This is a genomic window from Streptomyces sp. NPDC091281, assembly GCF_044757425.1.
Taxonomy (GTDB): Bacteria; Actinomycetota; Actinomycetes; order Streptomycetales; family Streptomycetaceae; genus Streptomyces.
In genome coordinates this window covers 954207-980202 of record NZ_JBIVUY010000002.1, presented here as the reverse complement: position 1 = coordinate 980202, position 25996 = coordinate 954207, and the positions used below count along the sequence as shown (strand labels likewise).

Sequence of the window (25996 nt, the reverse complement as noted above, 5' to 3'; positions counted from 1 at the left end):
CGGCGTGCCGGGCGTGGACCCTCGTACTGGACGTACTCGGGTCTGCGCCCGGTGCGGCGGGAGTGCGTGCATGGCGTCGCGCGGCAGACGGGAATTGTCAGACAGGCCCTAAGGCGTCCCCGCGCCCCGCTCCCGCGTGAGCGCCCACCCGTGGTCCACGGGCCCGATGCCGCCGCCGAGCCGGAACCCGGCCGCGATCGCTCCGGTGACGTAGGCCTTGGCCGCGGTCACCGCCTCTGGCACGGACCGGCCCAGGGCGAGGTACGACGCGATCGCGGAGGCGAGCGTGCAGCCGGTGCCGTGGGTGTGCCGGTTGTCGTGCCGGGGCGCGCGCAGCCAGTGCTCCTCGCGTCCGTCGGTGAGCAGGTCGACGGCCTCGCCGGAGAGATGCCCGCCCTTGATGAGCGCCCAGCGCGGCCCGTACGCCAGCACGGCCGCCGCGGCCTCGGGGAGCTGCGTCTCCGACACGACGCGTACGCCGGTCAGTTGGGCCACCTCGTCGAGGTTGGGGGTGGCGACGGTCGCCACCGGCAGCAGCCGGGTGCGGACCGAGTCCAGGGCGGACGCGGCGAGCAGGGGGTCGCCGTGCTTGGAGACGCCCACCGGGTCGACGACGGCGGGCGCGTCGGTGCCCGCGATCAACTCGGCGACCGCCTCGACCAGTTCGGCGGTGGCGAGCATGCCGGTCTTGACGGCCTGGACGCCGATGTCGTCGACGACGCTGCGGTACTGCGCTCGCACGGCCGCCACCGGCAGCTCCCAGGCGCCCTGCACACCCAGGGAGTTCTGGGCGGTGACCGCGGTGAGGACGCTCATGCCGTGCACGCCGAGCGCCAGCATGGTCTTCAGGTCGGCCTGGATGCCCGCGCCGCCCCCGGAGTCGGACCCGGCGACGGTCAGCACCCTCGGCGGCGCCACCCGCCCCGCCCGCCCCCCGGCCCCGGTCGGCGGGGGCGTCCCCGGTGCCGTCACGACTCGATGCCCCCGTCGTCGCCGTCCCCGAAGTGGTCCCAGCCGCCCTTACTGGTCCACGGCGCCCCGTCGACCGTCACCTGGGGCAGCGCGGACGGGTTGAGGACCTCACCGATCACCTTCCAGCGGGCCGGGAGCTTCACGTCGGGCGGGAACGTCGCCACGATCGCGTGGTCCTCGCCCCCGGTCAGCACCCACTGCACGGGGTCGACGCCGACGGCCTGCCCGATGTCGTTCATCTGCGAGGGCACGTCGATCGCGCCGGAACGGATGTCGATACGGACCTTGCTGGCCTCCGCGATGTGCCCCAGGTCGGCGATCAGCCCGTCGCTGACGTCGCACATCGCGGTCGCGCCCAGCCGGGCGGCGGCCGGACCCGCGTGGTACGGCGGCTCGGGGCGGCGGTGGGCCTCGACGAACGCGCGCGGCGAACGGAAGCCGCGCGAGAGGACCGCGTACCCGGCGGCGGACCAGCCGAGCCAGCCGGTCACGGCAACCAGGTCGCCGGGCTGGGCGCCGGAGCGGGTGATCGGCTCCTGGTTGCGCAGATCGCCGAGCGCCGTGATCGACACCATGATCGTGTCGCCGCGCACCACGTCCCCGCCGACCACGGACGCCCCCGCGACCTGGCACTCGTCGCGCAGGCCGTCCATCAGTTCGGTGGGCCAGGTCACCGGCAGCTCGGCGGGGACGACCAGGCCGAGCAGCACGGCGGTCGGCACGGCGCCCATCGCGGCGATGTCGGCGAGGTTCTGCGCCGCCGCCTTGCGGCCGACGTCGTAGGCGGTCGACCAGTCCCGCCGGAAGTGGCGGCCCTCCAGGAGGATGTCGGTGCTGGCCACCACCCTGCGGTCGGGCGCGGCGACCACCGCGGCGTCGTCGCCGGGGCCGACCCGGACCGCCGGCGTGGTGGTGAGACGGGAGGTGAGCTCCCGGATGAGCCCGAACTCACCTAGCTCACCGACAGTGCCCTTCATCGCCCTCGATCCCCTTCTGTACCTGAGCCCGTACGTGAGCCTGTGCCTGAGCCTGTACCTGACCGGACGCCTGAGCCCGCCCCCGCGCCTGACCCTGCGCCCGAGCAGACCTCCGAGCCTGTGCCCGCGCGCGTACCGACGGCCCTCCCCCCGGCCGTGCTCCCCCGGGCCCGGTCGCGCGGCCCCCGCGTCGCCGCTACGGTCGTGAGGACCGTCGGCTTGTGCCGTGCCCGCGTCCCGGCGCGTGATCCGCGGTTTCCCCAGGTCTCCCCGCGGCACGCGGCGACGCGATACCGTGGCGTTCCTTCTCCCCACATGATCCTCGTGGCCGCCCTGGAGGTTCCGTGGTACAGGCGTACATCCTGATCCAGACGGAGGTCGGCAAGGCGTCGACCGTCGCCGAGATGATCAGCAAGATTCCCGGAGTCGTCCAGGCCGAGGACGTCACCGGTCCCTACGACGTGATCGTGCGGGCCCAGGCCGACACGGTCGACGATCTCGGTCGCATGGTGGTCGCCAAGGTCCAGCAGGTGGACGGCATCACCCGTACTCTGACCTGCCCGGTGGTGCATCTGTAGCCCCCGTCTACCCTGGGCCGGTGATTGCGTTGCGTGTCCGGCCCGCCGCCCTGCCCCCGCTCGCCCTGCTGCTGGCCGCGGTGGGCTGTACCTCGGCGGACGGTGACGCGTCGGTGGCGGTTCCCCGTGCCTCGGCTCAGGTGACCGGAGTCTGCCGGGACCTGGACGACGCGCTGCCGTCCGGCGTGGACGACCTGGACCGCCGCGATCCCTCGCCCGCGTCCGCGTTGACCGCGGGCTGGGGGAACCCGGCGATCATACTGCGCTGCGGGGTCGAACGGCCCGCCAGGATGAACGATCTCGACGCCGACGGGGTCGAGGTGGACGGCGTCGGCTGGCTCCTGGAGAAGCGGGACGACGGGTCGTTCCGCTTCACCACGGCTCTGCGCCGCGCGTATGTCGAGGTGACGATCCCGAAGGCGCGCACCGCGCACGGCATGGCGCCCCTCGTCGATCTGGCCCCGGCCGTGAAGAAGGCGGTCCCCGAAGGGATCGCCGACTGAGGCACACCCGCGCGAACCGACCGGGCAGCACCACGGCCCGGCAGGACCGGAGGCCGTGACGGCGGCCGGTCCCGCCCGGCGCACGGCGCCCGCTAGCGCAGCCCGGTGGAGCGGCGCAGCGCCGCCTGCACCAGGTTCTCGATCAGCTCGGCGTACCCGACGCCGCTCGCCTGCCACATCGCCGGGTACATCGAGATCGGGGTGAAGCCCGGCATCGTGTTGATCTCGTTGATGACGAAGTCGCCGTCCTCGGTGAGGAAGAAGTCGGCGCGGACCAGGCCCTCGCAGGAGGCGGCCTCGAAGGCGTCGACCGCGAGGCGCCGCACCTCGGCGGTCTCCTCCGGCGTCAGCGGCGCGGGCACGATCCCCGGGGTGGAGTCGATGTACTTGGCCTCGAAGTCGTAGTAGGCGTGCGCGTCCGGCGGCGGGATCTCCGCCGGGAGGGAGGCGCGCGGGCCGTCCTCGAACTCCAGCACCCCGCACTCGATCTCGCGGCCCCGCAGCGCGGCCTCGACCAGGATCTTCGGGTCGTGGCGCTGCGCCTCGGCGATCGCCTCGTCCAGGCCGCCGAGGTCGTCGACCTTGGTGATGCCGATGGAGGAGCCCGCGCGGGCGGGCTTCACGAAGAGCGGCCAGCCGTGTTCCCCGGCGAAGTCGACGATCCTCGCGCGGGCGGCGGACTCGTCGCGCTCCCACTCGCGGGGCCGGATCACCACGTACGGGCCGACCTTGAGCCCGAAGGAGGTGAACACCCGCTTCATGTACTCCTTGTCCTGGCCGACGGCCGAGGCGAGCACGCCCGAACCGACGTACGGCACACCGGACAGCTCCAGGAGGCCCTGGAGGGTGCCGTCCTCGCCGTAGGGGCCGTGCAGGACGGGGAAGACGACGTCGACCTCGCCGAGCGCCTTGGGCACCGAACCCGGTTCGCTGTAGACGACTTCGCGGTTGGCGGGGTCGACGGAGAGGACGACACCGCCCTCCTGCGCGTCGGCGAGTTCGTCGACGGCGGGGGTGCGGCGCTCGGTGATGGCCATCCGCTCCGGCTCGTCGGCGGTGAGCACCCACCGGCCCTCGCGGGTGATGCCGATCGGCAGGACGTCGTAGCGGTCCCGGTCGATGGCCTTGAGGACGGCGCCCGCCGTGACCGTGGAGATCCCGTGCTCGGAGCTGCGCCCGCCGAACACGACGGCCACACGCGGCTTCCGGGACGGCTGCTCGGGGCTCTGGGGAAGGTTCTCGGTGCTCATATCGGTGTGAGGGTACCCGGTGGTACCGGCCCGAGACAGCGCCGACTCAGGGGTCCTCGCCCGACGTCACCGGTCCGGCGCCGCACCGCCCCGGCGGCCGTCGCTCAGCGTCGTTCGGGCTTCGCGCTGCGCGACATCAGCTCCTTGAGCGCGACCACCGGGGGCTTGCCCTCGTGGACGATGCCGACGACCGTCTCGGTGATGGGCATGTCGACGCCGTGGCGGCGGGCCAGATCCAGCACGGACTCGCAGGACTTGACGCCCTCGGCGGTCTGCCGGGTGACCGCGATGGTCTCCTGGAGGGTCATGCCCTTGCCGAGGTTGGTGCCGAAGGTGTGGTTGCGGGAGAGCGGCGAGGAGCAGGTCGCCACCAGGTCGCCGAGTCCGGCGAGCCCGGAGAAGGTGAGCGGTTCGGCGCCCATCGCGAGGCCGAGCCGGGTCGTCTCGGCGAGCCCGCGCGTGATGAGGGAGCCCTTGGCGTTGTCGCCGAGGCCCATGCCGTCCGCGATGCCGACGGCGAGCCCGATGACGTTCTTCACGGCGCCGCCGAGTTCGCAGCCGACGACGTCGGTGTTGGTGTACGGCCGGAAGTACGGGGTGTGGCAGGCCTCCTGGAGGCGCCGGGCGACACCCTCGTCGGTGCAGGCGACGACGGCGGCGGCCGGCATCCGGGAGGCGATCTCCCGGGCGAGGTTGGGCCCGGTGACGACGGCGATCCGGTCGGCGCCGACCCCGGCGACGTCCGCGACGACCTCGCTCATCCGCATGGTGGTGCCGAGTTCGACGCCCTTCATCAGGGAGACGAGGACGGTGTCCGGGGCGAGCAGCGGCCGCCAGGCGGCGAGGTTGGCGCGCAGCGTCTGCGAGGGGATCGCGAGGACGGTGAAGTCGGCGTCGCGCGCGGCCTCGGCCGGGTCGGCGGTGGCCCGCAGGTTCGCGGGGAGTTCGACGCCGGGGAGGTAGTCGGGGTTGGTGCGGGTGGAGTTGACCGCGTCGGCCAGCTCCGGGCGGCGGGCCCACAGCGTCACCTCGCACCCGGCGTCGGCGAGCACCGTGCCGAAGGCGGTGCCCCACGATCCGGTGCCGAAGACGGCCGCCTTGACGGGCTTGCTCACGTGGTGCTCTCTCCCTCGGGGCTGGTGCGCGCCCGGGTGCGGCCGGGGCTGGTCTGCGCCTCGGTGCGGCGGCGCTGCTCGATCCGCTCGCGGCGCGGGTCGTAGGGCGTGTCGGGCGCCTTCTCGCCGCGGATCTCCTCCAGGAGGCGGGTGATGTCGGCCATGATGACCTCCGTCGCCTCCTTGAGCAGTTCGGGCGTCATCTCCCGGTCGTAGAACCGGTCGAGGTCCACCGGCGGCCCGGCCAGCACGTGGTGGGTCTTGCGCGGCAGCAGGTCGGGCTTCCTGGCGTACGGCGGCAGGAGTTCGTTGACGCCCCACTGGGCGACCGGGATGACCGGGCAGCGGGTCTGGAGGGCCACGCGCGCGGCGCCGGTCTTGCCGGTCATGGGCCAGCCGTCCGGGTCGCGGGTGAGGGTGCCCTCGGGGTAGAAGGCGACGCACTCGCCGCGCTCCACGGCGTCGATCGCGGCCCGGAAGGCGCTGAGCGCGTCGGTGGACTCGCGGTAGACGGGGATCTGGCCGGTGCCGCGCATCGCGGCGCCGACGAACCCCTTCTTGAACAGGCCGCTCTTCGCGAGGAATCGCGGCACGCGTCCGGTGTTGTACTGGTAGTGCGCGTACGCGAAGGGATCGACGTGTGAATTGTGGTTCACCGCGGTGATAAAGCCGCCCTCAGCCGGAATGTTCTCCATTCCACGCCAGTCCCGCTTGATCAGAGCCACCAGCGGCGGTTTGCACAGGACCGCTGCGAAGCGGTACCAGAAGCCGATTCTGCGGCGGGGCACGCGGACACCTTCCTCTAGGACTTCCCTGACAACCCTGACTTCCCTCCGGGGCCTGGGGGCCGCACAAGTGTGTCCCCGCTCCGCCGGTCTGTCGAGAACACCGTACGCCCCGACCGACGTGGTGCCGGAAGGCGCCGGGTGACAATGTCCGCGACGAGAGAGAGACGGTACGCCGGTGCAGTGGAGCTTGGTCATCCCCCTGAAGCCCTTGGCGCTGGCCAAGAGCAGGCTCGCGGACACCGCCTCCGACGGGTTGCGCCCGGGGCTTGCCCTGGCCTTCGCGGCGGACACGGTGGCGGCGGCGCTGGCCTGCGCGGCGGTACGGGATGTGGCCGTGGTCACGGTCGACGCGGTGGCCGCGCGCGAACTCGCCGCGCTGGGGGCGCGCGTCGTGCCGGACGAGCCGCGCGCGGGACTGAACGCGGCGCTGGCCCACGGGGCGGCCGTGGTCCGCGCCCGCCGCCCGCACGGCGCGGTGGCGGCGCTCAACGCCGATCTGCCCGCGCTGCGTCCGGCGGAATTGGTGCGTGTACTGGATGCCGCCGCGGAATTCCCGCGCTCTTTTCTCCCGGACACGGCAGCTATCGGCACGACCCTGCTCGCGGTCGCCCCCGGCGAGGAATTGCGCCCCGCATTCGGAACGGATTCCCGCTCCCGGCACCGCGCCTCGGGAGCGGTGGAACTCACGCCGACGGGGGTGGATTCGGTACGGCAGGACGTGGACACCGGGGACGACCTGCGGGCGGCGCTGGCGCTCGGGGTGGGTCCCCGGACGGCCGCGGCGGCCGCGCGGCTGCTGATTCCGGGGCAGTAGGCTGCCGTTCATGCAGGCCACCGCATACACGTACGACGCCGGCACCCGCAGCGGGCAGGTGCTCCTGGACGACGGCACCCCGCTGCCCTTCGACGCGCCGGCGTTCGACGCGGGCGGGCTGCGGCTGCTGCGCGCGGGCCAGCGGGTGCGGATCGAGACGGCCGGGGAGGGCGCGCAGCGGCGCGTCACCCTGGTGACGCTCCAGACGTTCTGAGGCCGCGGGCCGGGTACGGCCCCCGCGCGGTCCGGCGGCGCCGGGGTGGCGCCTCTTCGCGGTGGGAAAACGCCGCGGGCCGGACTCCGAGGGGAGTCCGGCCCGGCGCGTGAATGCCGTCGAAGCTGTGCTGTGCCTGCGCGCCTAGCGGGCGGTGGTCTTCTTGGCGGTGGTCTTGCGGGCGGTCGACTTGCGGGCCGGGGCCTTCGTGGCGGTCGCCTTCTTCGCTGGGGCCTTCTTGGCCGCGGTCTTCTTGGCGGTGGCCGTCTTCGCCGTGGTGGTCTTCTTCGCCGCGGCGGTGGTCTTCTTGGTGGCCGACTTCTTCGCGGCGGCCTTCTTGGCGGTGGCCGTGGTCTTCTTCGCGGTGGCCGTGGTCTTCCTCGCCGGGGTCGCCTTCTTCGCGGCGGCGGCCTTGGTGGTGGCCTTCTTCGCCGCGGCCTTCTTGACCGTCGCGGTGGCGCCGCCGGTGAGGCTGCCCTTGGGGGCCTTCTTCACGGCGACCTCGCCGCCGCGCGGCAGCTTCTTGGAGCCGCTGACCAGGTCCTTGAAGCCCTGACCGGCGCGGAAGCGCGGGACGGAGGTCTTCTTGACCCGGACCCGCTCGCCCGTCTGGGGGTTGCGGGCGTAGCGCGCCGGACGGTCGACCTTCTCGAACGAGCCGAAGCCGGTGACCGAGACCCGGTCCCCCGCGACGGTCGCGCGGACGATGGCGTCGAGGACCGCGTCGACCGCCTCGGCGGCCTGCTGGCGGCCGCCCACCTTGTCGGCAATCGCTTCTACGAGCTGCGCCTTGTTCACGTCTTCCCCTTCGGAGACATTGCCCGAACGAAATGTTCAAGCGTTTTCGCACGTTAGGCAGATATATACCGCAAATCAAACACGAAACGGGCTAATCACCCTTGTGCCGCAACGAACTCGGCTGCCGCGGAGGGGGTCAGCGCTCCTCGTCGGGGATACGACCCGCGTCGAGGTCCGCCATGAACCGCTCCAGCCGCCTTGTCGCGTCGGCGAGATCGTGCTTGGCCGCGGCCGTAATGACCAGCAGCTTCCGGGTCAGCGCCATCCGTACGCCCTCCGGGACTTGCAGTGCGCGCACTCTTGTGTGCGCTTCCTTGAGTTGGTCCGCGACCGCCGCATAGAGCTGGAGTTGGCCGTCGTGTTCCATGCACAGATTGTGCCATCTGGGGCGAGTTGTCGCCCGCCCAGGGGGCAACTGCCGCCTCAAAAGGCCTTACGGGCACCTCGGGAGGTGACGTGCCCAGGGGGCGCTTACCCCAGCAACCACCGCCGTAACGTGGGAAGTTGGGAGATATGGCGAAGACCCCGGGGGCCGAACGGGTGCAGACACGGCCGTACCCCCGATCGGGCCGATCGGGGGTACGGAGGGGGTGTCGCGGTGGCCGGATCTCGACCGGTGCCGGGGTGATCCGGCGCGGTGCGGGGTGCGGCGGGGCGGGGTCAGACCGGAAGCGTCCTCGGCTTGTAGGAGGGGCGCTTGGTCTCGTAGGCGGCGATGTCGGCCTCGTTCTGGAGCGTGATGGAGATGTCGTCGAGCCCGTTCAGCAGCCGCCAGCGGGAGTTCTCGTCCAGTTCGAAGGCGGCGGTGACGCCCTCGGCGCGGACCTCGCGGTCCCGGAGGTCGACGGTGATCTCGGCCTGCGGGTCGTCCTCGACGAGGTCCCACAGCGCGTCCACGACCTTCTGGTCGAGGACCACCGTGAGCAGGCCGTTCTTCAGCGAGTTGCCCCGGAAGATGTCGGCGAACCGGGAGGAGATCACGGTCTTGAAGCCGTAGTTCTGGAGGGCCCAGACGGCGTGCTCGCGGGAGGAGCCGGTGCCGAAGTCGGGTCCGGCGACCAGGACGGAGGCGCCCGCCCGCTCGGGGCGGTTGAGGACGAACTCCGGGTCCTTGCGCCAGGCCTCGAAGAGCCCGTCCTCGAACCCGTCGCGGGTGACCTTCTTGAGCCAGTGGGCGGGGATGATCTGGTCGGTGTCGACGTTGCTGCGGCGCAGCGGGACGGCCCGGCCGGTGTGCGTGGTGAAGGCTTCCATGGCTGATCAGACTCCAGCGGGCGTACGGGTCTCGGCGTCGGACAGGTCGGCCGGGGAGGCCAGGTGGCCCAGGACCGCGGTGGCGGCCGCGACCTGCGGCGACACCAGATGGGTGCGGCCGCCCTTGCCCTGCCGTCCCTCGAAGTTGCGGTTGGAGGTGGAGGCGGAGCGCTCACCGGGGGCGAGCTGGTCGGGGTTCATGCCGAGGCACATCGAGCAGCCCGCGTGCCGCCATTCGGCGCCGGCCTCCTTGAAGACGAGGTCCAGGCCCTCGGAGACGGCCTGGAGGCCGACCCGCGCGGAGCCGGGGACGACCAGCATCCGTACGCCGTCGGCGACTTTGCGGTCCCGGACGATGTCGGCGGCGGCCCGCAGGTCCTCGATGCGGCCGTTGGTGCAGGAACCTACGAAGACGGTGTCCACCTTGATGGAGCGCAGCGGCTGTCCGGCCTCCAACCCCATGTATTCCAGGGCCTTCTGGGCGGCGAGGCGCTCCGAAGCGTCTTCGTACGAAGCCGGGTCGGGGACGTCCGCCGAAAGGGGCGCGCCCTGGCCGGGGTTGGTGCCCCAGGTGACGAACGGGGAGAGCGCGGCGGCGTCGATGACGACCTCGGCGTCGAACTCGGCGTCGTCGTCGGTGCGCAGCGTCCTCCAGTAGGCGACGGCGGCGTCCCAGTCCTCGCCCTTGGGGGCGTGCGGGCGGCCCTCCAGGTAGGCGAAGGTGGTCTCGTCGGGGGCGATCATGCCCGCGCGGGCACCGGCCTCGATGGACATGTTGCAGATGGTCATCCGGGCCTCCATCGAGAGCTGCTCGATGGCGGAGCCGCGGTACTCCAGGACGTAGCCCTGGCCGCCGCCGGTGCCGATCCGGGCGATGATCGCGAGGATCAGGTCCTTGGCGGTGACGCCGTCGGGGAGTTCGCCGTCGACGGTGATCGCCATGGTCTTCGGGCGGGCCATCGGGAGGGTCTGGGTGGCGAGCACGTGCTCGACCTGTGAGGTGCCGATGCCGAAGGCGAGGCCGCCGAAGGCGCCGTGGGTGGAGGTGTGGGAGTCGCCGCAGACCACGGTCATGCCGGGCTGGGTCAGGCCGAGCTGCGGTCCGACGACGTGCACGACGCCCTGCTCGACGTCGCCGAGCGGGTGCAGCCGGACGCCGAACTCGGCGCAGTTCTTGCGCAGGGTCTCCAGCTGGGCGCGGGAGACGGGGTCCGCGATGGGCTTGTCGATGTCGAGGGTGGGGGTGTTGTGGTCCTCGGTGGCGATGGTGAGGTCGAGGCGCCGCACCGGGCGGGCGCTCTTGCGGAGGCCGTCGAAGGCCTGCGGGCTGGTCACCTCGTGCAGCAGGTGCAGATCGATGAAGAGAAGGTCGGGCTCGCCCTCGGCGCGCCGGACGACGTGGTCGTCCCAGACCTTTTCCGCGAGTGTCCTACCCATCGCTTTCCCTCCGGCCGGCAGTGGTCGCGCCGGCCCAACTAGAGATCTTGTGGAGGCGGCCCCCGCGTGCCGGTACCGGGCACCCGCCGCCCGGCCCGTCGGTCAGCGGGCCGCTGTGTGTCCAAGGGTTGCGCGTCTCACGGAAAATTGAACTTGCGTTTCACAGAGTGAGACGGGAATATCGTTTCATGGACAACAGTAGCGGCGTCGGCGTCCTGGACAAGGCAGCCCTTGTCCTGAGCGCCCTGGAGTCCGGTCCGGCCACCCTCGCGGGTCTGGTCGCGGCGACGGGACTGGCACGACCCACGGCTCACCGGCTGGCCGTGGCCCTGGAACACCACCGCATGGTCGCGCGCGACATGCAGGGCCGGTTCATTCTCGGTCCCCGGCTGGCGGAGCTGGCCGCGGCGGCGGGCGAGGACCGGCTGCTGGCGACGGCGGGCCCGGTGCTCACGCATCTGCGGGACGTGACGGGCGAGAGCGCGCAGCTCTACCGCCGCCAGGGCGACATGCGGATCTGTGTGGCCGCGGCGGAGCGGCTGTCGGGTCTGCGGGACACCGTTCCGGTGGGTTCGACGCTGACGATGAAGGCGGGTTCGTCGGCGCAGATCCTGATGGCGTGGGAGGAGCCGGAGCGGCTGCACCGCGGCCTCCAGGGCGCCCGTTTCACGGCGACGGCCCTGTCGGGGGTGCGGCGCCGGGGCTGGGCCCAGTCGATCGGCGAGCGCGAGCCGGGTGTCGCGTCCGTCTCGGCGCCGGTGCGCGGCCCGTCCAACCGCGTGGTGGCCGCCGTCTCCGTCTCGGGTCCGATCGAGCGCCTGACCCGGCATCCGGGCCGGATGCACGCGCAGGCGATCATCGACGCCGCCGGGCGTCTCTCCGAGGCGCTGCGCCGCACGGGCTGACGTCGTACGGGAGCGGGGCCGGCCCCAACGCCGCGGCAGGCCCCCTCCCCCACGACATCCGCGTACGCCGCTCTGCCCTGTGCCGGGCCGCTCTCCCGAACTGCCCGTCCGGGAACGCCGAAAGCCCCCCACCGAAGTGGAGGGCTTTCGTCTGCTGTACCCCCGACCGGATTCGAACCGGCGCTACCGCCTTGAGAGGGCGGCGTGCTAGGCCGCTACACAACGGGGGCCTGGACACTGCGTTTCCGCAGGTCCGAGCTGGTCTACCTGGACTCGAACCAAGACTAACTGAACCAGAATCAGTCGTGCTGCCAATTACACCATAGACCAATGCGGCTTAGACCAGTTCGTACCCCCGACCGGATTCGAACCGGCGCTACCGCCTTGAGAGGGCGGCGTGCTAGGCCGCTACACAACGGGGGCCCTAGCGATCCTGCGTCAAAGTCGGCGGGAGCTACCCGAACCGTCCTCGCGGGAAGGATCTGTACCCCCGACCGGATTCGAACCGGCGCTACTGCCGTGAGAGGGCAGCGTGCTAGGCCGCTACACAACGGGGGCTTTGCAGATGAAGCTCTGCGAGCTGGCCTACCTGGACTCGAACCAAGACTAACTGAACCAGAATCAGTCGTGCTGCCAATTACACCATAGGCCACTGGAACGCAAGCCCCGAGGGGCTTTCTGTTCTAGCTTGCTCCCCCGGTTCCCGGCCTTTCGGCCCGCTCCCCGGCGGCGCAGGAAGAACATTACCCGAAGGTGGACCGCGCTCCAAAACGGGTATCCGCGCCGAGCAGCGCGGGCAGTTCGGCGAGGCCGACGATGCGGTGGCGGCCGGTGGGGAGGTCCACGGCGGCCGTGGCACCGGTCCGGTCGATCCACACCGAGAGCAGTCCGGCGTCGGCCGCGCCGCGCCCGTCGATCTCCGGGTGGTCGCCGACGTAGGCCACCTCGTGCGGGGGCAGGCCGAGGGCTTCGCAGGAGGCGAGGAAGGCGGCGGCGTCCGGTTTGGAGACGCCCAGTTCGACCGCGCACAGGATCGACTCGAAGCGGTCGTGGACGCCGAGGGCGCGCAGTTTGTGGTCCTGGACGGGGAGCGAGGAGTTGGACAGGACCGCGTGGCGGTGGCTGTCGGCCAGGGCGTCGAGGACGGGCAGGACGTCCGGGAAGAGGGACCAGGCGGTCTCGTAGTGGACGAGATAGCGGGCGAACCAGGTGTCGGCCTCGGCGTCGGTCAGGTCGCGGCCGGTGAAGATCCGTACCCGGTCGCGGCGCTGGTCCTCGAAGGTGAGGCCGCCCTCGGCGAAGCGGGCCCACTGCTGGTCGGTGACCTCGCGCCAGTGGGCCAGGCCCTCCTCGGCGCTGCCGTAGCGGGCGAGCATGTCCTCGGCGGCGAGGTGGGCGCGCATGCCCTCGCGGTCGGCGGTCGTGTAGTCGAAGAGGGTGTCGTCCACGTCCCAGACGACGGCTCTGATCACCATGGGCCGACCGTAACCCGCCCGGCGCGGGCGTGTCCGGCCGAACGGCGAACGGCGGGCCGGTGGGGGGCCGAAACGGCTGTGAGGTGCGGCACCGTGCTCGGGTGCCGCACCTCACAGGGCGTACGGGGTCAGGCGGCGAGGCGGGCCAGCGCGGCGTCGACGCGGGCCAGCGCCTTCTCCTTGCCGAGGATCTCCAGCGACTCGAAGAGCGGCAGGCCGACGGTGCGGCCGGTGACGGCGACCCGGACCGGGGCCTGGGCCTTGCCGAGCTTGAGGCCGTGGGCCTCGCCGGCGGCCAGGACGGCCTCCTTGAGGGACTCCGGGTCGGACCAGTCGGCGGCGGCGAGCTTCTCGCGGGCGGTGGTCAGCAGGGCGTCGGAGCCCTCCTTCATCGCCTTGGTCCAGCTCGCCTCGTCGAGGACCGGCTCGGGCAGGAAGAGGAAGTCGACGTTGTCGGTGATCTCGGAGAGGACCTTGAGGCGGGTCTGCGCGTGCGGGGCGACCGCCTGCCACTTGGCCTCGTCGAACTCCTCCGGCGCCCAGGGGGCGGCCGGGGCGGTGAGCCAGGGGCGGCAGCGCTCGGTGAAGTCCTTCACGTCGAGCAGCCGGATGTGGTCGGCGTTGATCGCCTCGCACTTCTTGAGGTCGAAGCGCGCCGGGTTGGGGTTGACGTCGGCGATGTCGAAGGCCGCGACCATCTCCTCGATCGAGAAGATGTCCTGGTCGGCGGAGAGCGACCAGCCCAGCAGGGAGAGGTAGTTGAGCAGGCCCTCGGGCAGGAAGCCGCGCTCGCGGTAGAGGTTGAGCGAGGACTGCGGGTCGCGCTTGGAGAGCTTCTTGTTGCCCTCGCCCATCACGTACGGCAGGTGGCCGAAGGCGGGGATCTCCTTCGCCACGCCCAGCTCGATCAGCGCCTTGTAGAGGGCGATCTGGCGGGGGGTGGAGGAGAGCAGGTCCTCGCCGCGCAGGACGTGGGTGATCTCCATCAGGGCGTCGTCGACCGGGTTGACCAGGGTGTACAGCGGGGCGCCGTTGGCGCGCACGATGCCGTAGTCCGGGACGTTCTCCGGGGTGAAGGTGAGGTCGCCGCGGACCAGGTCGGTGAAGGTGATCGTCTCGTCGGGCATCCGGAAGCGGACGATCGGGGCGCGGCCCTCGGCGCGGTAGGCCTCGGTCTGCGCCTCGGTGAGGTCGCGGCAGTGGCCGTCGTAGCCGGAGGGGCGGCCGGCGGCGCGGGCGGCCTCGCGGCGGCTGTCCAGCTCCTCCTGGGAGCAGTAGCAGTGGTAGGCGTGCCCGGCGTCCAGGAGCTTGGCGGCGACGTCCCGGTAGAGGTCCATGCGCTGCGACTGCCGGTACGGGGCGTGCGGGCCGCCGACCTCGGGGCCCTCGTCCCAGTCGAAGCCGAGCCAGCGCATCGCGTCGAGGAGCTGGGTGTACGACTCCTCGGAGTCGCGGGCCGCGTCGGTGTCCTCGATGCGGAAGACCAGCGTGCCCTGGTGGTGCCGGGCGAACGCCCAGTTGAACAGGGCGGTGCGGACCAGGCCCACATGGGGGTTGCCGGTCGGCGAGGGGCAGAAACGGACGCGGACGGGGGAGGCGGGTGCGCTAGCCACGCTTGACAACCTTGTTGGTGAGAGTGCCGATGCCTTCGATGCTGACGGCGACCTCGTCGCCGACAGCGAGGGGGCCGACCCCTGCCGGGGTGCCCGTGAGGATGACGTCGCCGGGGAGCAGCGTCATGGCCTCGGTGGTGTGGACGATCAGATCCTCGATGGTGTGGATCATCTCGCTGGTGCGGCCGAGCTGCCGCTGCTGTCCGTTGACGGTGAGCTGGACGGTGAGGTCGGCCGGGTCGAGGTCGGTCTCCACCCAGGGGCCGAGCGGGCAGGCGGTGTCGAAGCCCTTGGCGCGGGCCCACTGCTTCTCGCGGCGCTGGACGTCCCGTGCGGTGACGTCGTTGGCGCAGGTGTAGCCGAAGATGACGTCCTTGACGCGTTCGCGCGGGACCTCGCGGCACATGCGCCCGATGACGACGGCGAGTTCGGCCTCGTGGTGGACTTCGTCGGAGAACGACGGGTACTGGATGGCGTCGCCGGGGCCGATCACCGAGGTGGACGGCTTGAAGAAGGCGAACGGGACGTCGGGCACCTCGTGGCCGAGTTCGCGCGCGTGCTCCGCGTAGTTGCGGCCGTAGGCCACGACCTTGTTGGGGAGGACGGGCGGCAGGAGCCGGACCTTGCTCAGCGGCACCTTGGTGCCGGAGAGCTGGTGTTCCGTGAACGGGATGCCCTTGATGATGTCGAGGACGAGTTCGTCGGGCTGGTCGCCCTCGACCGCCCCGAAGGCGACGTTCCCGTCGATGGAGAACCTGGCGATGCGCACGGGTGGATCGGCCCCTCGCTGAACTGGCTGGACTCGGACGCCCCAGGCTAACGCGGAAGGGCGCCCCCGACCGGGGACGCCCTTGACATCCGGTGCCGCCGCGGTGAGTACGCGGCGGGCCTCGTCCGTATCTTCCCGCGTGACGGTGTGGGTGACGGAGTGCGTGAGGGTCCGCGGCACGTGCCGCGGGAAGTTCCGCGCGCGGATGCGCGTAGATCTCCGCGCGGCGGGGAAGGAAGTCGTTCGGCTACGGGGCGACGGGCTGCGCGACGGCGGCCGCGGCGACCTCGACGCTCTCCGGGACCACCATGAGGACGGTGCGGCGCGGGTTGGCGGTGGTGGCCGGCAGGGTGACGGAGTGCTCCGGCTGCTCCGGGAGCCGCAGTTCGCCGGCGTCGGTGAGGTGCGCCAGGGTGGTGCGGCGGGGGTTGGCGATCTTGTGGAACATCGTCGTCGTCTTCACTGTTGTACGGAACCCTGTCGTCTCGGGGCGCCGGCCGGGCGGGGACCCGGGGCGCGCGTCTTGTCGGATGTGCCGTCCGTGTAAAGCGTCAGGCTAAACACGCGATTCCCGGGGATCGCGTGCAGGTCTCATGACGGTCGTGTGAGTTTGCTCACGAACGCGCGCCCAAACCGGTCAATCCAGACCCTCGGCCGACCGTCACAATCACGGCATTTCACCCCTGAAGCTGTTATTCCGCTCCTGATCATGGCGACTGGGACACGCGCCCAGGCCGGACGCTTCGCCCGTTTATCACCGGATTGCGCTTGATCACTTTCTACGACGGGTAGCACGTCACTCACCGGCTGTCACGGATGTCACAGCCCGGCCAACAAGCCTTGTTGGAGATCCTGCACTGTGCTGGAATTCCACGGACCGCCGCGGGATCGAGCCGGCGCGCAGGGGCGCACAGCAGCGCCGAGCGGCGGCGAGAAGGGGGAGCCAGCGCCGGTACTCACGACCAATTCGGGGGGCGTAATTCAGGACGCCCCTCAAGACACCGACACCGCCCTTCCGTTCACCCGGAAGAGCGCCTGGTCCAGAGGTTGCGACGCTAGTGCAGGGACGTTTCAAGAGGGATGGCAGCGCTTCGGCAGAGCCGGAGCCGCACGGCGGGACCGACCGCGGTTCCTCGCCCCAGCACGCCCAGAACCCGGGCCCGGCAGCGTCCGGCGACGGCGGTGAGCGCCCTGGGCGCCCCGGCGTGTCCGCGTCGCCGAGCGGCCCCCCGAGCCCCACGGTCAAGTCGTCCGGCGCCACCGGCCCCGGCCCGCGCGTGGCCCTGCGCAACTGGCGCATCTCCACGCGCCTCGTGGCGCTGCTGACGCTTCCGGTGGTCGCGGCCACCACGCTGGGCACGATCCGCATCAACCAGTCGATGGAAGACATCCAGCAGCTCGACAACATGAAGCTGCTGACGGAGATGACCGATCAGGCCACCCAGCTGGCCATGCGTCTCCAGGACGAGCGCGACATCTCCGCCGGTCCCATGGCGCACGGCAAGAGCGCGGCGGACCTGCGGGTCAAGGGCGCCCGTGAGAAGACCGACCAGTCGCTGACCATCTTCAGCGACGCCTCGGAGGAGATCGACGCCTCCAGCGCGGACGGCAACCTCCAGGGCGTCCGCGACAGCCTCGTCGGCCTCCTCAGCGACCTCGGCAACCTGGCCAAGATCCGCAAGACGGCGTACGACAAGGACGGCAACTCCACGCAGACCGTGGAGGCCTACCACCGGCTGATCACCCACCTGCTGGACCTGTCGCAGGACATGGCGCAGGCGACCAGCAACCCGGAGATGATCCAGCGGACCCGCGCGCTCGCCGCGTTCTCGTCCGCCAAGGAGTACGCCTCCGTGCAGCGCGCGACCCTCTCGGCCGCGCTCCCCGTCAGCAACGACGTGTACGGCGAACTGTCCGAGAACGACCGGCAGTACGCCGAGGCGGCGCTGGAGAACGAGCAGTCCGAACTCGCGAGCTTCCGCAGCATCTACGGCGACGAGACCGCCGAGGAGCTGCTGGCCCCGATCCAGAAGGGCAGCCCGACGATCGAGGACGCCGAGACGTACGCCACGCGTGCGCTCGGCTCGGCGGCCGGTCTGACCTCACTGGACAAGCGGTCCTACCAGGACTGGTTCGACGCGAGCACGACCAAGATCCGCCAGATGAAGAACATCGAGAGCACGCTCCTGGAGGACATGGAGCAGAAGGCCCGCGAGCTGCGCTCCGAGTCCGAGCGCGAGGCGATCATCTCCGGTGCGCTGATCCTGCTCGTCCTCGGTGTCTCGCTGGTCGGCGCGTTCATCGTCGCCCGGTCCATGATCCGCTCGCTGCGCCGCCTCCAGGAGACCGCCACCAAGGTCGCCCAGGACCGCCTGCCCGAGCTGGTCAAGCAGCTCTCCGAGTCCGACCCGCAGGACGTCGACACGTCCGTGGAGTCGGTCGGTGTGCACTCCCGGGACGAGATCGGCCAGGTGGCCGCGGCCTTCGACGACGTGCACCGCGAGGCCGTCCGCCTCGCCGCCGAGCAGGCCCTCCTGCGGGGCAACGTCAACGCGATGTTCACCAACCTCTCGCGCCGCTCCCAGGGCCTCATCCAGCGTCAGCTGTCGCTCATCTCCGAACTGGAGTCCCGCGAGGCCGACCCGGACCAGCTCTCCTCGCTGTTCAAGCTCGACCACCTCGCGACCCGCATGCGCCGTAACGGCGAGAACCTCCTCGTCCTCGCGGGCGAGGAGCCGGGCCGCCGCTGGACCCGTCCGGTCCCGCTGGTCGACGTGCTGCGCGCCGCGGCCTCCGAGGTGGAGCAGTACGAGCGCATCGAGCTGGCCTCCGTGCCGACCACCGAAGTGGCCGGCCGGGTCGTCAACGACCTCGTGCACCTCCTCGCCGAGCTGCTGGAGAACGCCACCTCGTTCTCCTCGCCGCAGACCAAGGTCAAGGTCACCGGTCACGCCCTGCCCGACGGCCGGGTGCTGATCGAGATCCACGACACCGGCATCGGCCTCTCCCCCGAGGACCTCGCCGCGATCAACGAGCGGCTCGCCTCGCCGCCCACCGTGGACGTCTCCGTCTCCCGCCGCATGGGCCTCTTCGTGGTCGGCCGCCTGTCCCAGCGACACGGCATCCGCATCCAGCTGCGCCCGTCCGACTCCGGCGGCACCACCGCGCTGGTCATGCTGCCGGTGGACGTCGCCCAGGGCGGCAAGAAGCCGCAGCCCAAGCCCGGCCAGCCCGGTGTCACCGGCGGTCCCGCCGCCGCGCAGGCCGCGGCCGGTGCCGCCGCCGCGCGCCGCCAGGCCGGACAGGGCGGTGCCCCGCTCGGCGCCGGAGCCCCCGGCGGCGGTGCCCTCGGCGCGGCCCCCGGCAACGGCGGACGGCTCGCCGCGGGCCAGGGTCCCCGGGCCGCGCTGCCCGGCCGTGACGGCGCGGGCCGTCCCGGCGGCGCGCCGCGCGGGCCGCAGGGCCAGCCCGGTCAGCAGCAGGGCCGTCCGGCGCCCGCCGGGGCGGGCAGCCTCTTCGGCGCACCGCCCACCGCCTCCCCGCAGCAGGGCTTCCCGGCCGGGAACGGCACGGGCGGCCAGGGCCAGGACCTGTTCGGGGCCGGGCGTCCGCCCGCCCCGCGCCAGAACGACAACCGGGGCGAGCAGGGCGGCCGCGGCCGTCAGCCGCAGCTCCCGCCGCGCGGTGGCGCGCGCGCCGAGCTGCCGGGCGGCAACCCGCAGCAGCGCCAGACCAGCTGGGGCGACGAGAACGCCCAGCCGCCCGTGCCGCGCACCCCGCTGGACGCCCCGCGCGGCCACGAGGAGCCGGACGCCGCGCAGACCTCGCGGATGCCGCGCGTCGACGACCGCCAGGGTCCGGGCGCGACGGCCGAGATACCCGTGGTGTCCGACGACCGGCAGGGCCGCGGCGGACCGGCGGACTTCGCCCGTCCCGGCATCGGCGGCCCGGCGTCGACGGGTCAGTTCCCGGCCGTCAACGGCAGCCAGAACAACGGCCGTCACCCGGTCTCCGACGGCGGCCAGGACACCGGCCAGTTCCCCGGCGCGGGCGCCCGGCAGGACTCCTTCGTCCGCCCGGACGTCTTCGGCACCCCGGGCGGCCAGAACGCCCCCGCGGGTCCGGGCCGGTTCGCCCCGCAGCCCCAGCAGGGCTACGACAACGGCTCCACCGGTCAGTTCCCGGTGCCCGGCCAGGGCGGTTCCGGCACCGGTCAGCACGCGCTGCCCGGCCGCCAGGACCCGTCGTCGACCGGCCAGTTCGAGCGGCCGCAGCCGTCCGACAACGGCGCCGGCTACGGCTACCCGCAGCAGCAGCCGCTGCCGCCGCGTCCGGCGTCCCGCCCCGAGCCGGAGGCGCTGCCGCCGGCCGGTCCGGGCGACGGCCGCACCCCGCTCTACGACACGCTGGAGACCAACTGGTTCCGCGGACAGCAGGCGGGCGGCAACGGCGCGGTCACCAACGGCGACGGCAACGGTGTCCACGGCGGCAACGGACTCAACGGCAACAACAGCGGCAACGGACTCAACGGCGCCAACGGCGCGGCCCCCGTGCCGCAGCAGCCGCAGCACCAGCAGGCTCCGGCCGCCCCCCAGCGTCCCGCGGCCACCGGCGCCTCCTGGCGCACGTCGCCGAACGACGAACTCGTCCGTCAGGCCGAGCGCGTCCGGCAGCCGGCCGCGGGCGGCGTCACCACGTCCGGCCTGCCGCGCCGGGTCCCGCGGGCGAACCTCGTCCCGGGCACGGCTCAGCAGCAACAGCACCAAACCGGTCCGCAGGTCTCGCGTGCGCCTGACGACGTACGCGGGCGGCTGACCAATCTCCGTCGGGGCATCGCGCAGGGTCGTCAGGCCGGCAACGGTCAGACCGGCAGTTTCCCGAGCCCCACTCACCAGCAGGAGCGTTAGTTGAGTCAGATGAGCCAGGCGGCACAGAATCTGAACTGGTTGATCACCAACTTCGTGGACAACACCCCCGGGGTGTCCCACACCGTCGTCGTGTCCGCCGACGGTCTCCTGCTGGCGATGTCCGAGGGCTTCCCGCGCGACCGGGCCGACCAGCTCGCCGCGGTCGCGTCGGGGCTCACCTCGCTGACGGCCGGGGCCTCCCGGATCTTCGAGGGCGGCAGCGTGGCGCAGACGGTCGTCGAGATGGAGCGGGGTTTCCTGTTCCTGATGTCCGTCTCGGACGGTTCGTCCCTGGCCGTGCTCGCCCACCCCGAGTGCGACATCGGCCTCGTCGGCTACGAGATGGCGCTGCTGGTCGACCGTGCGGGCGCCGTGCTCACACCCGACCTGCGTGCCGAACTCCAGGGCAGTCTGCTCCACTGATCCACCCGGTACCACCCGCCTCACGACATCACCGTCCGGCCGACACACTCCCCCCACCGGCCTCGACGGACGGCACGACTGACCGAGACTTGCTGTCCCGCCCGGAGGATTCATGACCCCGCCCACCGCCTCTCATGATCCGTACGCGGAGCCGTACGGGGACGAGGGCGACCAGCCGCTGGTTCGTCCGTACGCGATGACCGGCGGCCGGACCCGGCCGCGCTACCAGCTCGCCATCGAGGCGCTGATCAGCACCACGGCCGACCCGGCAGCGCTCATGGGGCTGCTTCCCGAGCACCAGCGCATCTGCCACCTGTGCCGCGAGGTCAAGTCGGTCGCGGAGGTCTCGGCTCTGCTGGCCATGCCCCTCGGCGTGGCCAGGATCCTCGTGGCGGACCTCGCCGAAGCCGGACTGGTGGCCATCCACCAGCCGGGCGGCGACGAGAACAACGGCGGCGCACCGGACGTGACGCTGCTCGAAAGGGTGCTCAGTGGACTTCGCAAGCTCTGACGGAGGGCGGGCCACCACCTCCGCGAAGATCGTGGTGGCGGGTGGCTTCGGCGTGGGCAAGACCACGTTCGTGGGCGCCGTCTCCGAGATCAACCCGCTGCGCACGGAGGCCGTGATGACGTCCGCGAGCGCGGGCATCGACGACCTCACCCACACCGGGGACAAGACCACCACCACGGTGGCGATGGACTTCGGCCGTATCACGCTGGACCAGGACCTGATCCTGTACCTGTTCGGTACGCCGGGCCAGGACCGGTTCTGGTTCATGTGGGACGACCTGGTGCGTGGCGCGATCGGCGCGGTCGTCCTGGTGGACACCCGCCGCCTGGCGGACTGTTTCCCGGCGGTGGACTACTTCGAGAACAGCGGTCTGCCGTTCGTCGTCGCCCTCAACGGCTTCGACGGGCAGCAGCCGTACCAGCCCGAGGAGGTGCGCGAGGCGCTCCAGATCGGGCCCGACACCCCCATCATCACGACGGACGCCCGGCACCGGTCGGACGCCAAGTCGGCGCTGATCACGCTGGTCGAGCACGCCCTGATGGCCCGCCTGCGCTAGCGGTCGGGGGACAGAAGTACAGCGGTGTACGGCGGTTGCCGTAGGCCCTCCGGAGCCGGTCGTGGCCTTTGACACGGCCGGCTCCGGTGTTCATAACGTTTCGGCAGAGGAATCCCCGAGGGCGGCAACGCGTCGCGGTCAGATCGTCTCGCTGCGCGCACGACGGCCCCGTCTTTTGACGGGGCTCGCTCTTTTTGACCGTTTTATCTGGGGCTTACATCACGCCGAACCAGCGCTTCCGACTGTTTGGAAGTGCACCAGTCGTCATGCTGGAATGCCTGAACTGCCCAATAGTCAATGACGTACTCATGGTCGATGACGTACCGGGCTCTGAGACACTGCGGCACGACGATGGTGCCGACCGCCGAGAGGTTGTTGGTCGAGTGAGGCGAAGCAAGAAAAGTCCCGAGCCGGCGGCCCGGGGCAACTTCACCCCGCCGCCCCGCGGCGCGGCGTCCGGCCCGGTGCCCCCCGCGGAGCCCGCGGCGGCTCCCCCCAAGAGCGGCGGGCGGCTCTCGCCCCGCAACTGGCGGGTGCCGACCCGGCTGAACGCGATCCTGCTCATACCCGTGCTGGTCGGCCTGGTCATGGGCGGCTTCCAGGTGAAGGGCTCCATCGACACCTGGCAGGAGGCCGAGGACGCGCAGAACACCGCGCGCCTGGTGCGGGCCTCCCTCGTCTACGCGGACGCGCTCTCCAACGAGCGTGACATGACGGCGGCCCCCCTGCTGCTGGGCCGCAAGGACGACGCCACCGTCACCGCGGCCCGCAAGGCCACCGACGACGCGGCCGACGCCTTCGACGAGGCCGCCAAGAGCATGCCCGCCAAGCCCGGTCTCGAACGCCGGCTGCGTCTGTTCCGCGAGGCCGAGCCCAAGCTCCAGGCGCTGCGCGACGCCGCGTACACCTCGAAGCTCAAGGGGGTGCAGACCGAGGAGGGCTATGTCGACGTCTCCCACCCGCTGTCCGAGTTCGCCAACGAACTCGGCCTGGGCACCGGGAACATCACCGCCTACGGCCGGACCGTCTACGCGATCTCGCTGACCAAGGCGGCGCTCTCCGTGGAGCGCGCCATCGGCATGCACCTGCTGACCAAGCCGGGTCCGGGCGACGAGGACTTCGGCCGCCAGCGGATCGCGCTCTCCTCGTACGCCTACCTCGAAGGCATCGCCATCGAGGAGTACATCGCGGGCGGCACCGAGTCGGACGCGCAGAAACTGAAGGCCGCCGAGGCGGACATCAAGACCAAGGGCGCCGCCCAGGCCGCCGAGGCCAAGGCGAAGGACCCGGACTACGTCCCGCCGCCGTCCGACCCGACCAAGATGATCGGCGCGCTCTCCACGATGCCGAGCACCTCCGCCGAGGTGCGGGCCGGTCTCGCGGCGAACGGCATCAGCCGGGACAACTGGTGGGCGGTCACCACCCTCAAGTACGACGCCTACCGCCAGATCGAGGCGGACATGGCCGACAAGGCCGTGAACGAGGCCTCGGTCATCGCCGACGACGCCCGTACCGACGCGCTCATCACCGGCGCCGCGGTCGTCATCGCGCTGCTGCTGGCGTTCGTCCTCGCCGGTACGGTGGCCCGCCAGATGAGCCGCTCGATGCGCCAGCTGCGCAACGCGGCCTTCGGCATTGCCGAGCAGCGGCTGCCGATGCTGGTCGACCAGCTCTCGCGCACCGACCCCGGCCGGGTCGACACCCGGGTGCAGCCCATCCCGATCACCACCCGCGACGAGATCGGCGAGGTCGCCCGCGCCTTCGACCAGGTCCACCGCGAGGCCGTCCGGCTCGCCGCCGAGCAGGCCCTGCTGCGGGGCAACATCAACGCGATCTTCACCAACCTCTCTCGCCGCAACCAGTCCCTGATCGAGGGCCAGCTGACCCTCATCACCGACCTGGAGAACAACGAGGCCGACCCGGACCAGCTGGAGAACCTCTTCCGTCTGGACCACCTGGCGACCCGTATGCGCCGCAACGGCGAGAACCTGCTGGTCCTCGCGGGCGAGGAGCCGGGCCGCCGCTGGGACCAGCCGGTCCCGCTGGTCGACGTGCTGCGCGCCGCCTCCTCCGAGGTGGAGCAGTACGAGCGCATCGAGCTGTCGGGCGTGCCGGAGGCCGAGATCCACGGCCGGGCCGTGACCGACCTCGTGCACCTGCTGGCCGAGCTGCTGGAGAACGCGACGACGTTCTCCTCCCCGCAGACCAAGGTGCGGGTGACCGCCACCCGGCTGCCCGACGGCCGCGTCATGATCGAGATCCACGACAAGGGCATCGGCCTGACCGCCGAGGACTTCGCGGACATCAACCACAAGCTGGCCAACCCGCCGACGGTGGACGCCGCGATCTCCCAGCGCATGGGCCTGTTCGTGGTCGGGCGGCTGTCCGACCGGCACGGCATCCGGGTGCAGCTGCGCCCCTCGGGCGAGCAGGCGGGCACGACCTCGCTGGTCATGCTGCCGGACGCGATCACCCACGGTGGCGGCGGCGAGCAGCCGGGCACCCCGCGCGACGAGTTCACCGTCTCGCAGATCATCCCGGAGCAGCAGTTCGGCGGCGGCGAGGACTTCAACCAGCTGCCGATGCGGACGGCGGCGGAGCTGGGCTTCGACGACAGCCGGTACTCGGAGGTCCCCGACGACCTGCGCGACCTGGACCCGGTGAGCCGTTCGCTCACCCGGGAGGACCGCAAGGCGGCCCTGGAGTCCCCGGCGGCGCCCGCCGCGCAGCAGGCTCCGGAGGCACCGGCCTACGCCGACGGCTTCGACGCCCCGCAGCAGCAGCCCGCGTTCGACGCCTCCCCCAACAACGGCTACGCGGGTGCGCAGAACGGCTACGCCGACGGCACGACCGGATACCCGGAGCAGGGCGCGGGGTACGACGGTCAGCAGGCGTACGAGGAGCAGCGGCGGACCGCGTACGAGGACCCGTACGGCGCCGGGCAGGGCGCGGGCCAGGGGGCCGCGGCGCCCGGCGACGGCTTCACGGCGAACGGCGACGGCTTCGCGGCGAACGGCACGGCCGGGCAGAACGGTTCCTTCGGGGCGAACGGCGGCTATCCGGAAGCGGCCTACGCGGAGGTCCCGGCGGAGAAGCGGACGGCGGAGCAGCCGCCCGCGGCGGAAGGCTTCGCTCCGTACCAGGAGCAGCCCTACCAGGACGACTGGCCTCAGCAGAGCGGCTATCAGAACGGTTATCCGGACCAGTACGCTCCGGAAGCGGAATCCGCGCAGCCCGCTGACGCGGGTGAGCGGAACAGCGTAGGCTTCGACCGTCCGGGCCCGGAATCCGCCACCCCCGCTCACGCGCTGACCGACGCCGGACTTCCCCGGCGCGGCTCCCAGACGGCGAGCGGTGCGAACGGTGCCCGGCCCGCGCAGCAGCAGGACACGACGGCCCCCGGCTCCGAGGGCGGTCCGGACTGGCGTTCGGCGAACGACGAGCGCTGGCAGCAGGCCTCGCAGCTGCGCAAGCCGAAGGCGGGCGGGGTCACCTCCTCCGGTCTGCCGCGGCGGGTGCCGAAGGCGAACCTGGTCGAAGGCGCCGCCGAGACCACCCCCCAGGGAGGCCCCCAGGTCTCCCGCGCCCCGGAGGACGTCCGAGGCAGGTTGAGCAACCTGCGTCGCGGGGTCCAGCGGGGACGCAACGCAGGCAGTGAAACGAACGGCCAGGGCCTCGGTCCTGACAGCACCTACCACCAGGAGCGTTAGTGTGAGCCCGATGAGCCAGGCGGCGCAGAACCTGAACTGGTTGATCACCAACTTCGTGGACAACACCCCCGGGGTGTCCCACACGGTGGTGGTCTCCGCCGACGGACTCCTTCTGGCGATGTCCGAAGGCTTCCCCCGCGACCGTGCCGACCAGCTCGCGGCCGTCGCCTCCGGTCTGACGTCCCTCACGGCGGGCGCCTCCCGGATCTTCGAGGGGGGCAGCGTCAACCAGACGGTCGTGGAGATGGAGCGCGGCTTCCTCTTCCTGATGTCCATCTCGGACGGTTCCTCGCTCGCCGTCCTCGCCCACCCCGAGGCCGACATCGGTCTCATCGGGTACGAGATGGCCCTCCTGGTGGACCGTGCCGGCACGGTCCTGACCCCCGATCTGCGGGCCGAGCTCCAGGGGAGCCTGCTCAACTGACAG

At 71.8% G+C, this 25996-nt stretch carries 24 protein-coding genes and 5 tRNA genes; 11 read left to right on the top strand and 18 right to left on the bottom strand.

What is annotated here, in order from left to right; all coding sequences use genetic code 11:
* Positions 1–108: 108 nt before the first annotated feature.
* Positions 109–972, bottom strand: coding sequence for a bifunctional hydroxymethylpyrimidine kinase/phosphomethylpyrimidine kinase (thiD, locus tag ACIQPQ_RS08865; protein ID WP_401301457.1), 864 nt, complete (start codon positions 970–972; stop codon positions 109–111).
* Positions 969–1949 carry a thiamine-phosphate kinase gene (locus tag ACIQPQ_RS08860; RefSeq protein ID WP_383774249.1) on the bottom strand — a complete coding sequence of 327 codons (981 nt, stop codon included), beginning with the start codon at positions 1947–1949 and terminating at the stop codon, positions 969–971. Before ACIQPQ_RS08860 ends, thiD begins: the two co-directional genes overlap by 4 nt.
* A gap of 344 nt (positions 1950–2293) precedes the next feature.
* Here ACIQPQ_RS08860 and ACIQPQ_RS08855 point away from each other — a divergent pair, with 344 nt between their 5' ends.
* On the top strand, positions 2294–2527 hold the full coding sequence (locus ACIQPQ_RS08855) for an Lrp/AsnC family transcriptional regulator (RefSeq protein ID WP_383774251.1): 234 nt from the start codon (positions 2294–2296) through the stop codon (positions 2525–2527).
* A gap of 20 nt (positions 2528–2547) precedes the next feature.
* Positions 2548–3030, top strand: coding sequence for a DUF3515 domain-containing protein (locus tag ACIQPQ_RS08850; RefSeq protein ID WP_401301453.1), 483 nt, complete (start codon positions 2548–2550; stop codon positions 3028–3030).
* Positions 3031–3122: 92 nt separating this feature from the next.
* Here the strand turns inward: ACIQPQ_RS08850 and ACIQPQ_RS08845 are convergent, their stop codons facing one another.
* The 3 genes from ACIQPQ_RS08845 to ACIQPQ_RS08835 all read right to left on the bottom strand — a co-directional run bounded on the left by ACIQPQ_RS08845 (position 3123) and on the right by ACIQPQ_RS08835 (position 6183).
* Positions 3123–4280: a D-alanine--D-alanine ligase family protein gene (locus ACIQPQ_RS08845; protein ID WP_401301450.1), complete on the bottom strand. Its 1158-nt coding sequence runs from the start codon at positions 4278–4280 to the stop codon at positions 3123–3125.
* 104 nt (positions 4281–4384) lie between these two features.
* Positions 4385–5395: an NAD(P)H-dependent glycerol-3-phosphate dehydrogenase gene (locus ACIQPQ_RS08840; RefSeq protein WP_401301447.1), complete on the bottom strand. Its 1011-nt coding sequence runs from the start codon at positions 5393–5395 to the stop codon at positions 4385–4387.
* Positions 5392–6183 (bottom strand): lysophospholipid acyltransferase family protein, encoded by a 792-nt coding sequence (locus ACIQPQ_RS08835; protein ID WP_383774259.1) that lies wholly within the window; start codon positions 6181–6183, stop codon positions 5392–5394. Before ACIQPQ_RS08835 ends, ACIQPQ_RS08840 begins: the two co-directional genes overlap by 4 nt.
* Before the next feature lie 175 nt (positions 6184–6358).
* Between ACIQPQ_RS08835 and cofC the strand changes: the two genes are divergently transcribed.
* Positions 6359–6997 (top strand): 2-phospho-L-lactate guanylyltransferase, encoded by a 639-nt coding sequence (gene cofC, locus ACIQPQ_RS08830; protein ID WP_401301444.1) that lies wholly within the window; start codon positions 6359–6361, stop codon positions 6995–6997.
* 10 nt (positions 6998–7007) lie between these two features.
* Complete coding sequence (locus ACIQPQ_RS08825) at positions 7008–7211, top strand: hypothetical protein (RefSeq protein WP_383774263.1); 204 nt, start codon at positions 7008–7010, stop codon at positions 7209–7211.
* 144 nt (positions 7212–7355) lie between these two features.
* Here the strand turns inward: ACIQPQ_RS08825 and ACIQPQ_RS08820 are convergent, their stop codons facing one another.
* The 4 genes from ACIQPQ_RS08820 to leuC form a co-directional block, all read right to left on the bottom strand.
* A complete protein-coding gene (locus ACIQPQ_RS08820) occupies positions 7356–8009 on the bottom strand; it encodes an HU family DNA-binding protein (protein ID WP_401301442.1) in 654 nt (217 codons plus the stop codon).
* Between the two features lie 136 nt (positions 8010–8145).
* Positions 8146–8376 (bottom strand): hypothetical protein, encoded by a 231-nt coding sequence (locus ACIQPQ_RS08815; RefSeq protein WP_383774267.1) that lies wholly within the window; start codon positions 8374–8376, stop codon positions 8146–8148.
* A 293-nt stretch (positions 8377–8669) separates the two neighbouring features.
* Positions 8670–9263 (bottom strand): 3-isopropylmalate dehydratase small subunit, encoded by a 594-nt coding sequence (leuD, locus tag ACIQPQ_RS08810; RefSeq protein ID WP_401301438.1) that lies wholly within the window; start codon positions 9261–9263, stop codon positions 8670–8672.
* Positions 9264–9269: 6 nt separating this feature from the next.
* Positions 9270–10700 carry a 3-isopropylmalate dehydratase large subunit gene (gene leuC / locus ACIQPQ_RS08805; protein ID WP_401301435.1) on the bottom strand — a complete coding sequence of 477 codons (1431 nt, stop codon included), beginning with the start codon at positions 10698–10700 and terminating at the stop codon, positions 9270–9272.
* A 188-nt stretch (positions 10701–10888) separates the two neighbouring features.
* On the opposite strand from leuC, the gene ndgR reads away from it, so the two are divergent.
* Complete coding sequence (gene ndgR, locus ACIQPQ_RS08800) at positions 10889–11605, top strand: IclR family transcriptional regulator NdgR (RefSeq protein ID WP_053137572.1); 717 nt, start codon at positions 10889–10891, stop codon at positions 11603–11605.
* 157 nt (positions 11606–11762) lie between these two features.
* On the opposite strand, the gene ACIQPQ_RS08795 is transcribed toward ndgR, so the two are convergent.
* From ACIQPQ_RS08795 to ACIQPQ_RS08755, 9 genes are all read right to left on the bottom strand, one after another.
* Positions 11763–11835: transfer RNA gene (locus ACIQPQ_RS08795), tRNA-Glu, on the bottom strand.
* Positions 11836–11863: 28 nt separating this feature from the next.
* A tRNA-Gln gene (locus ACIQPQ_RS08790) sits at positions 11864–11935 on the bottom strand.
* A gap of 20 nt (positions 11936–11955) precedes the next feature.
* Positions 11956–12028, bottom strand: a tRNA-Glu gene (locus tag ACIQPQ_RS08785).
* 62 nt (positions 12029–12090) lie between these two features.
* Positions 12091–12163, bottom strand: a tRNA-Glu gene (locus ACIQPQ_RS08780).
* 22 nt (positions 12164–12185) lie between these two features.
* A tRNA-Gln gene (locus ACIQPQ_RS08775) sits at positions 12186–12257 on the bottom strand.
* Positions 12258–12348: 91 nt separating this feature from the next.
* Positions 12349–13080: an HAD family hydrolase gene (locus ACIQPQ_RS08770; RefSeq protein WP_401301432.1), complete on the bottom strand. Its 732-nt coding sequence runs from the start codon at positions 13078–13080 to the stop codon at positions 12349–12351.
* 128 nt (positions 13081–13208) lie between these two features.
* Positions 13209–14693, bottom strand: a complete 1485-nt coding sequence (gene gltX, locus ACIQPQ_RS08765; RefSeq protein ID WP_401301429.1) for a glutamate--tRNA ligase — start codon at positions 14691–14693, stop codon at positions 13209–13211.
* Entirely contained in the window at positions 14686–15462 is a 777-nt protein-coding gene (locus ACIQPQ_RS08760) for a fumarylacetoacetate hydrolase family protein (RefSeq protein WP_401301425.1), read from the bottom strand. Before ACIQPQ_RS08760 ends, gltX begins: the two co-directional genes overlap by 8 nt.
* 247 nt (positions 15463–15709) lie before the next feature.
* Positions 15710–15925: a hypothetical protein gene (locus tag ACIQPQ_RS08755; RefSeq protein WP_383774279.1), complete on the bottom strand. Its 216-nt coding sequence runs from the start codon at positions 15923–15925 to the stop codon at positions 15710–15712.
* Positions 15926–16520: 595 nt separating this feature from the next.
* Between ACIQPQ_RS08755 and ACIQPQ_RS08750 the strand changes: the two genes are divergently transcribed.
* From ACIQPQ_RS08750 to ACIQPQ_RS08725, 6 genes are all read left to right on the top strand, one after another.
* Positions 16521–20369, top strand: coding sequence for a nitrate- and nitrite sensing domain-containing protein (locus ACIQPQ_RS08750; protein WP_401301422.1), 3849 nt, complete (start codon positions 16521–16523; stop codon positions 20367–20369).
* Positions 20370–20378: 9 nt separating this feature from the next.
* Positions 20379–20792 (top strand): roadblock/LC7 domain-containing protein, encoded by a 414-nt coding sequence (locus tag ACIQPQ_RS08745; RefSeq protein ID WP_003993189.1) that lies wholly within the window; start codon positions 20379–20381, stop codon positions 20790–20792.
* Positions 20793–20904: 112 nt separating this feature from the next.
* Positions 20905–21303, top strand: coding sequence for a DUF742 domain-containing protein (locus tag ACIQPQ_RS08740; RefSeq protein ID WP_019058642.1), 399 nt, complete (start codon positions 20905–20907; stop codon positions 21301–21303).
* Positions 21284–21859 carry an ATP/GTP-binding protein gene (locus ACIQPQ_RS08735; protein WP_030793795.1) on the top strand — a complete coding sequence of 192 codons (576 nt, stop codon included), beginning with the start codon at positions 21284–21286 and terminating at the stop codon, positions 21857–21859. The genes ACIQPQ_RS08740 and ACIQPQ_RS08735 overlap by 20 nt, the downstream gene beginning before the upstream one ends.
* Positions 21860–22242: 383 nt before the next feature.
* Entirely contained in the window at positions 22243–25569 is a 3327-nt protein-coding gene (locus ACIQPQ_RS08730) for a nitrate- and nitrite sensing domain-containing protein (RefSeq protein ID WP_401301419.1), read from the top strand.
* A gap of 10 nt (positions 25570–25579) precedes the next feature.
* A complete protein-coding gene (locus ACIQPQ_RS08725) occupies positions 25580–25993 on the top strand; it encodes a roadblock/LC7 domain-containing protein (RefSeq protein ID WP_030948713.1) in 414 nt (137 codons plus the stop codon).
* Positions 25994–25996 lie beyond the last annotated feature (3 nt).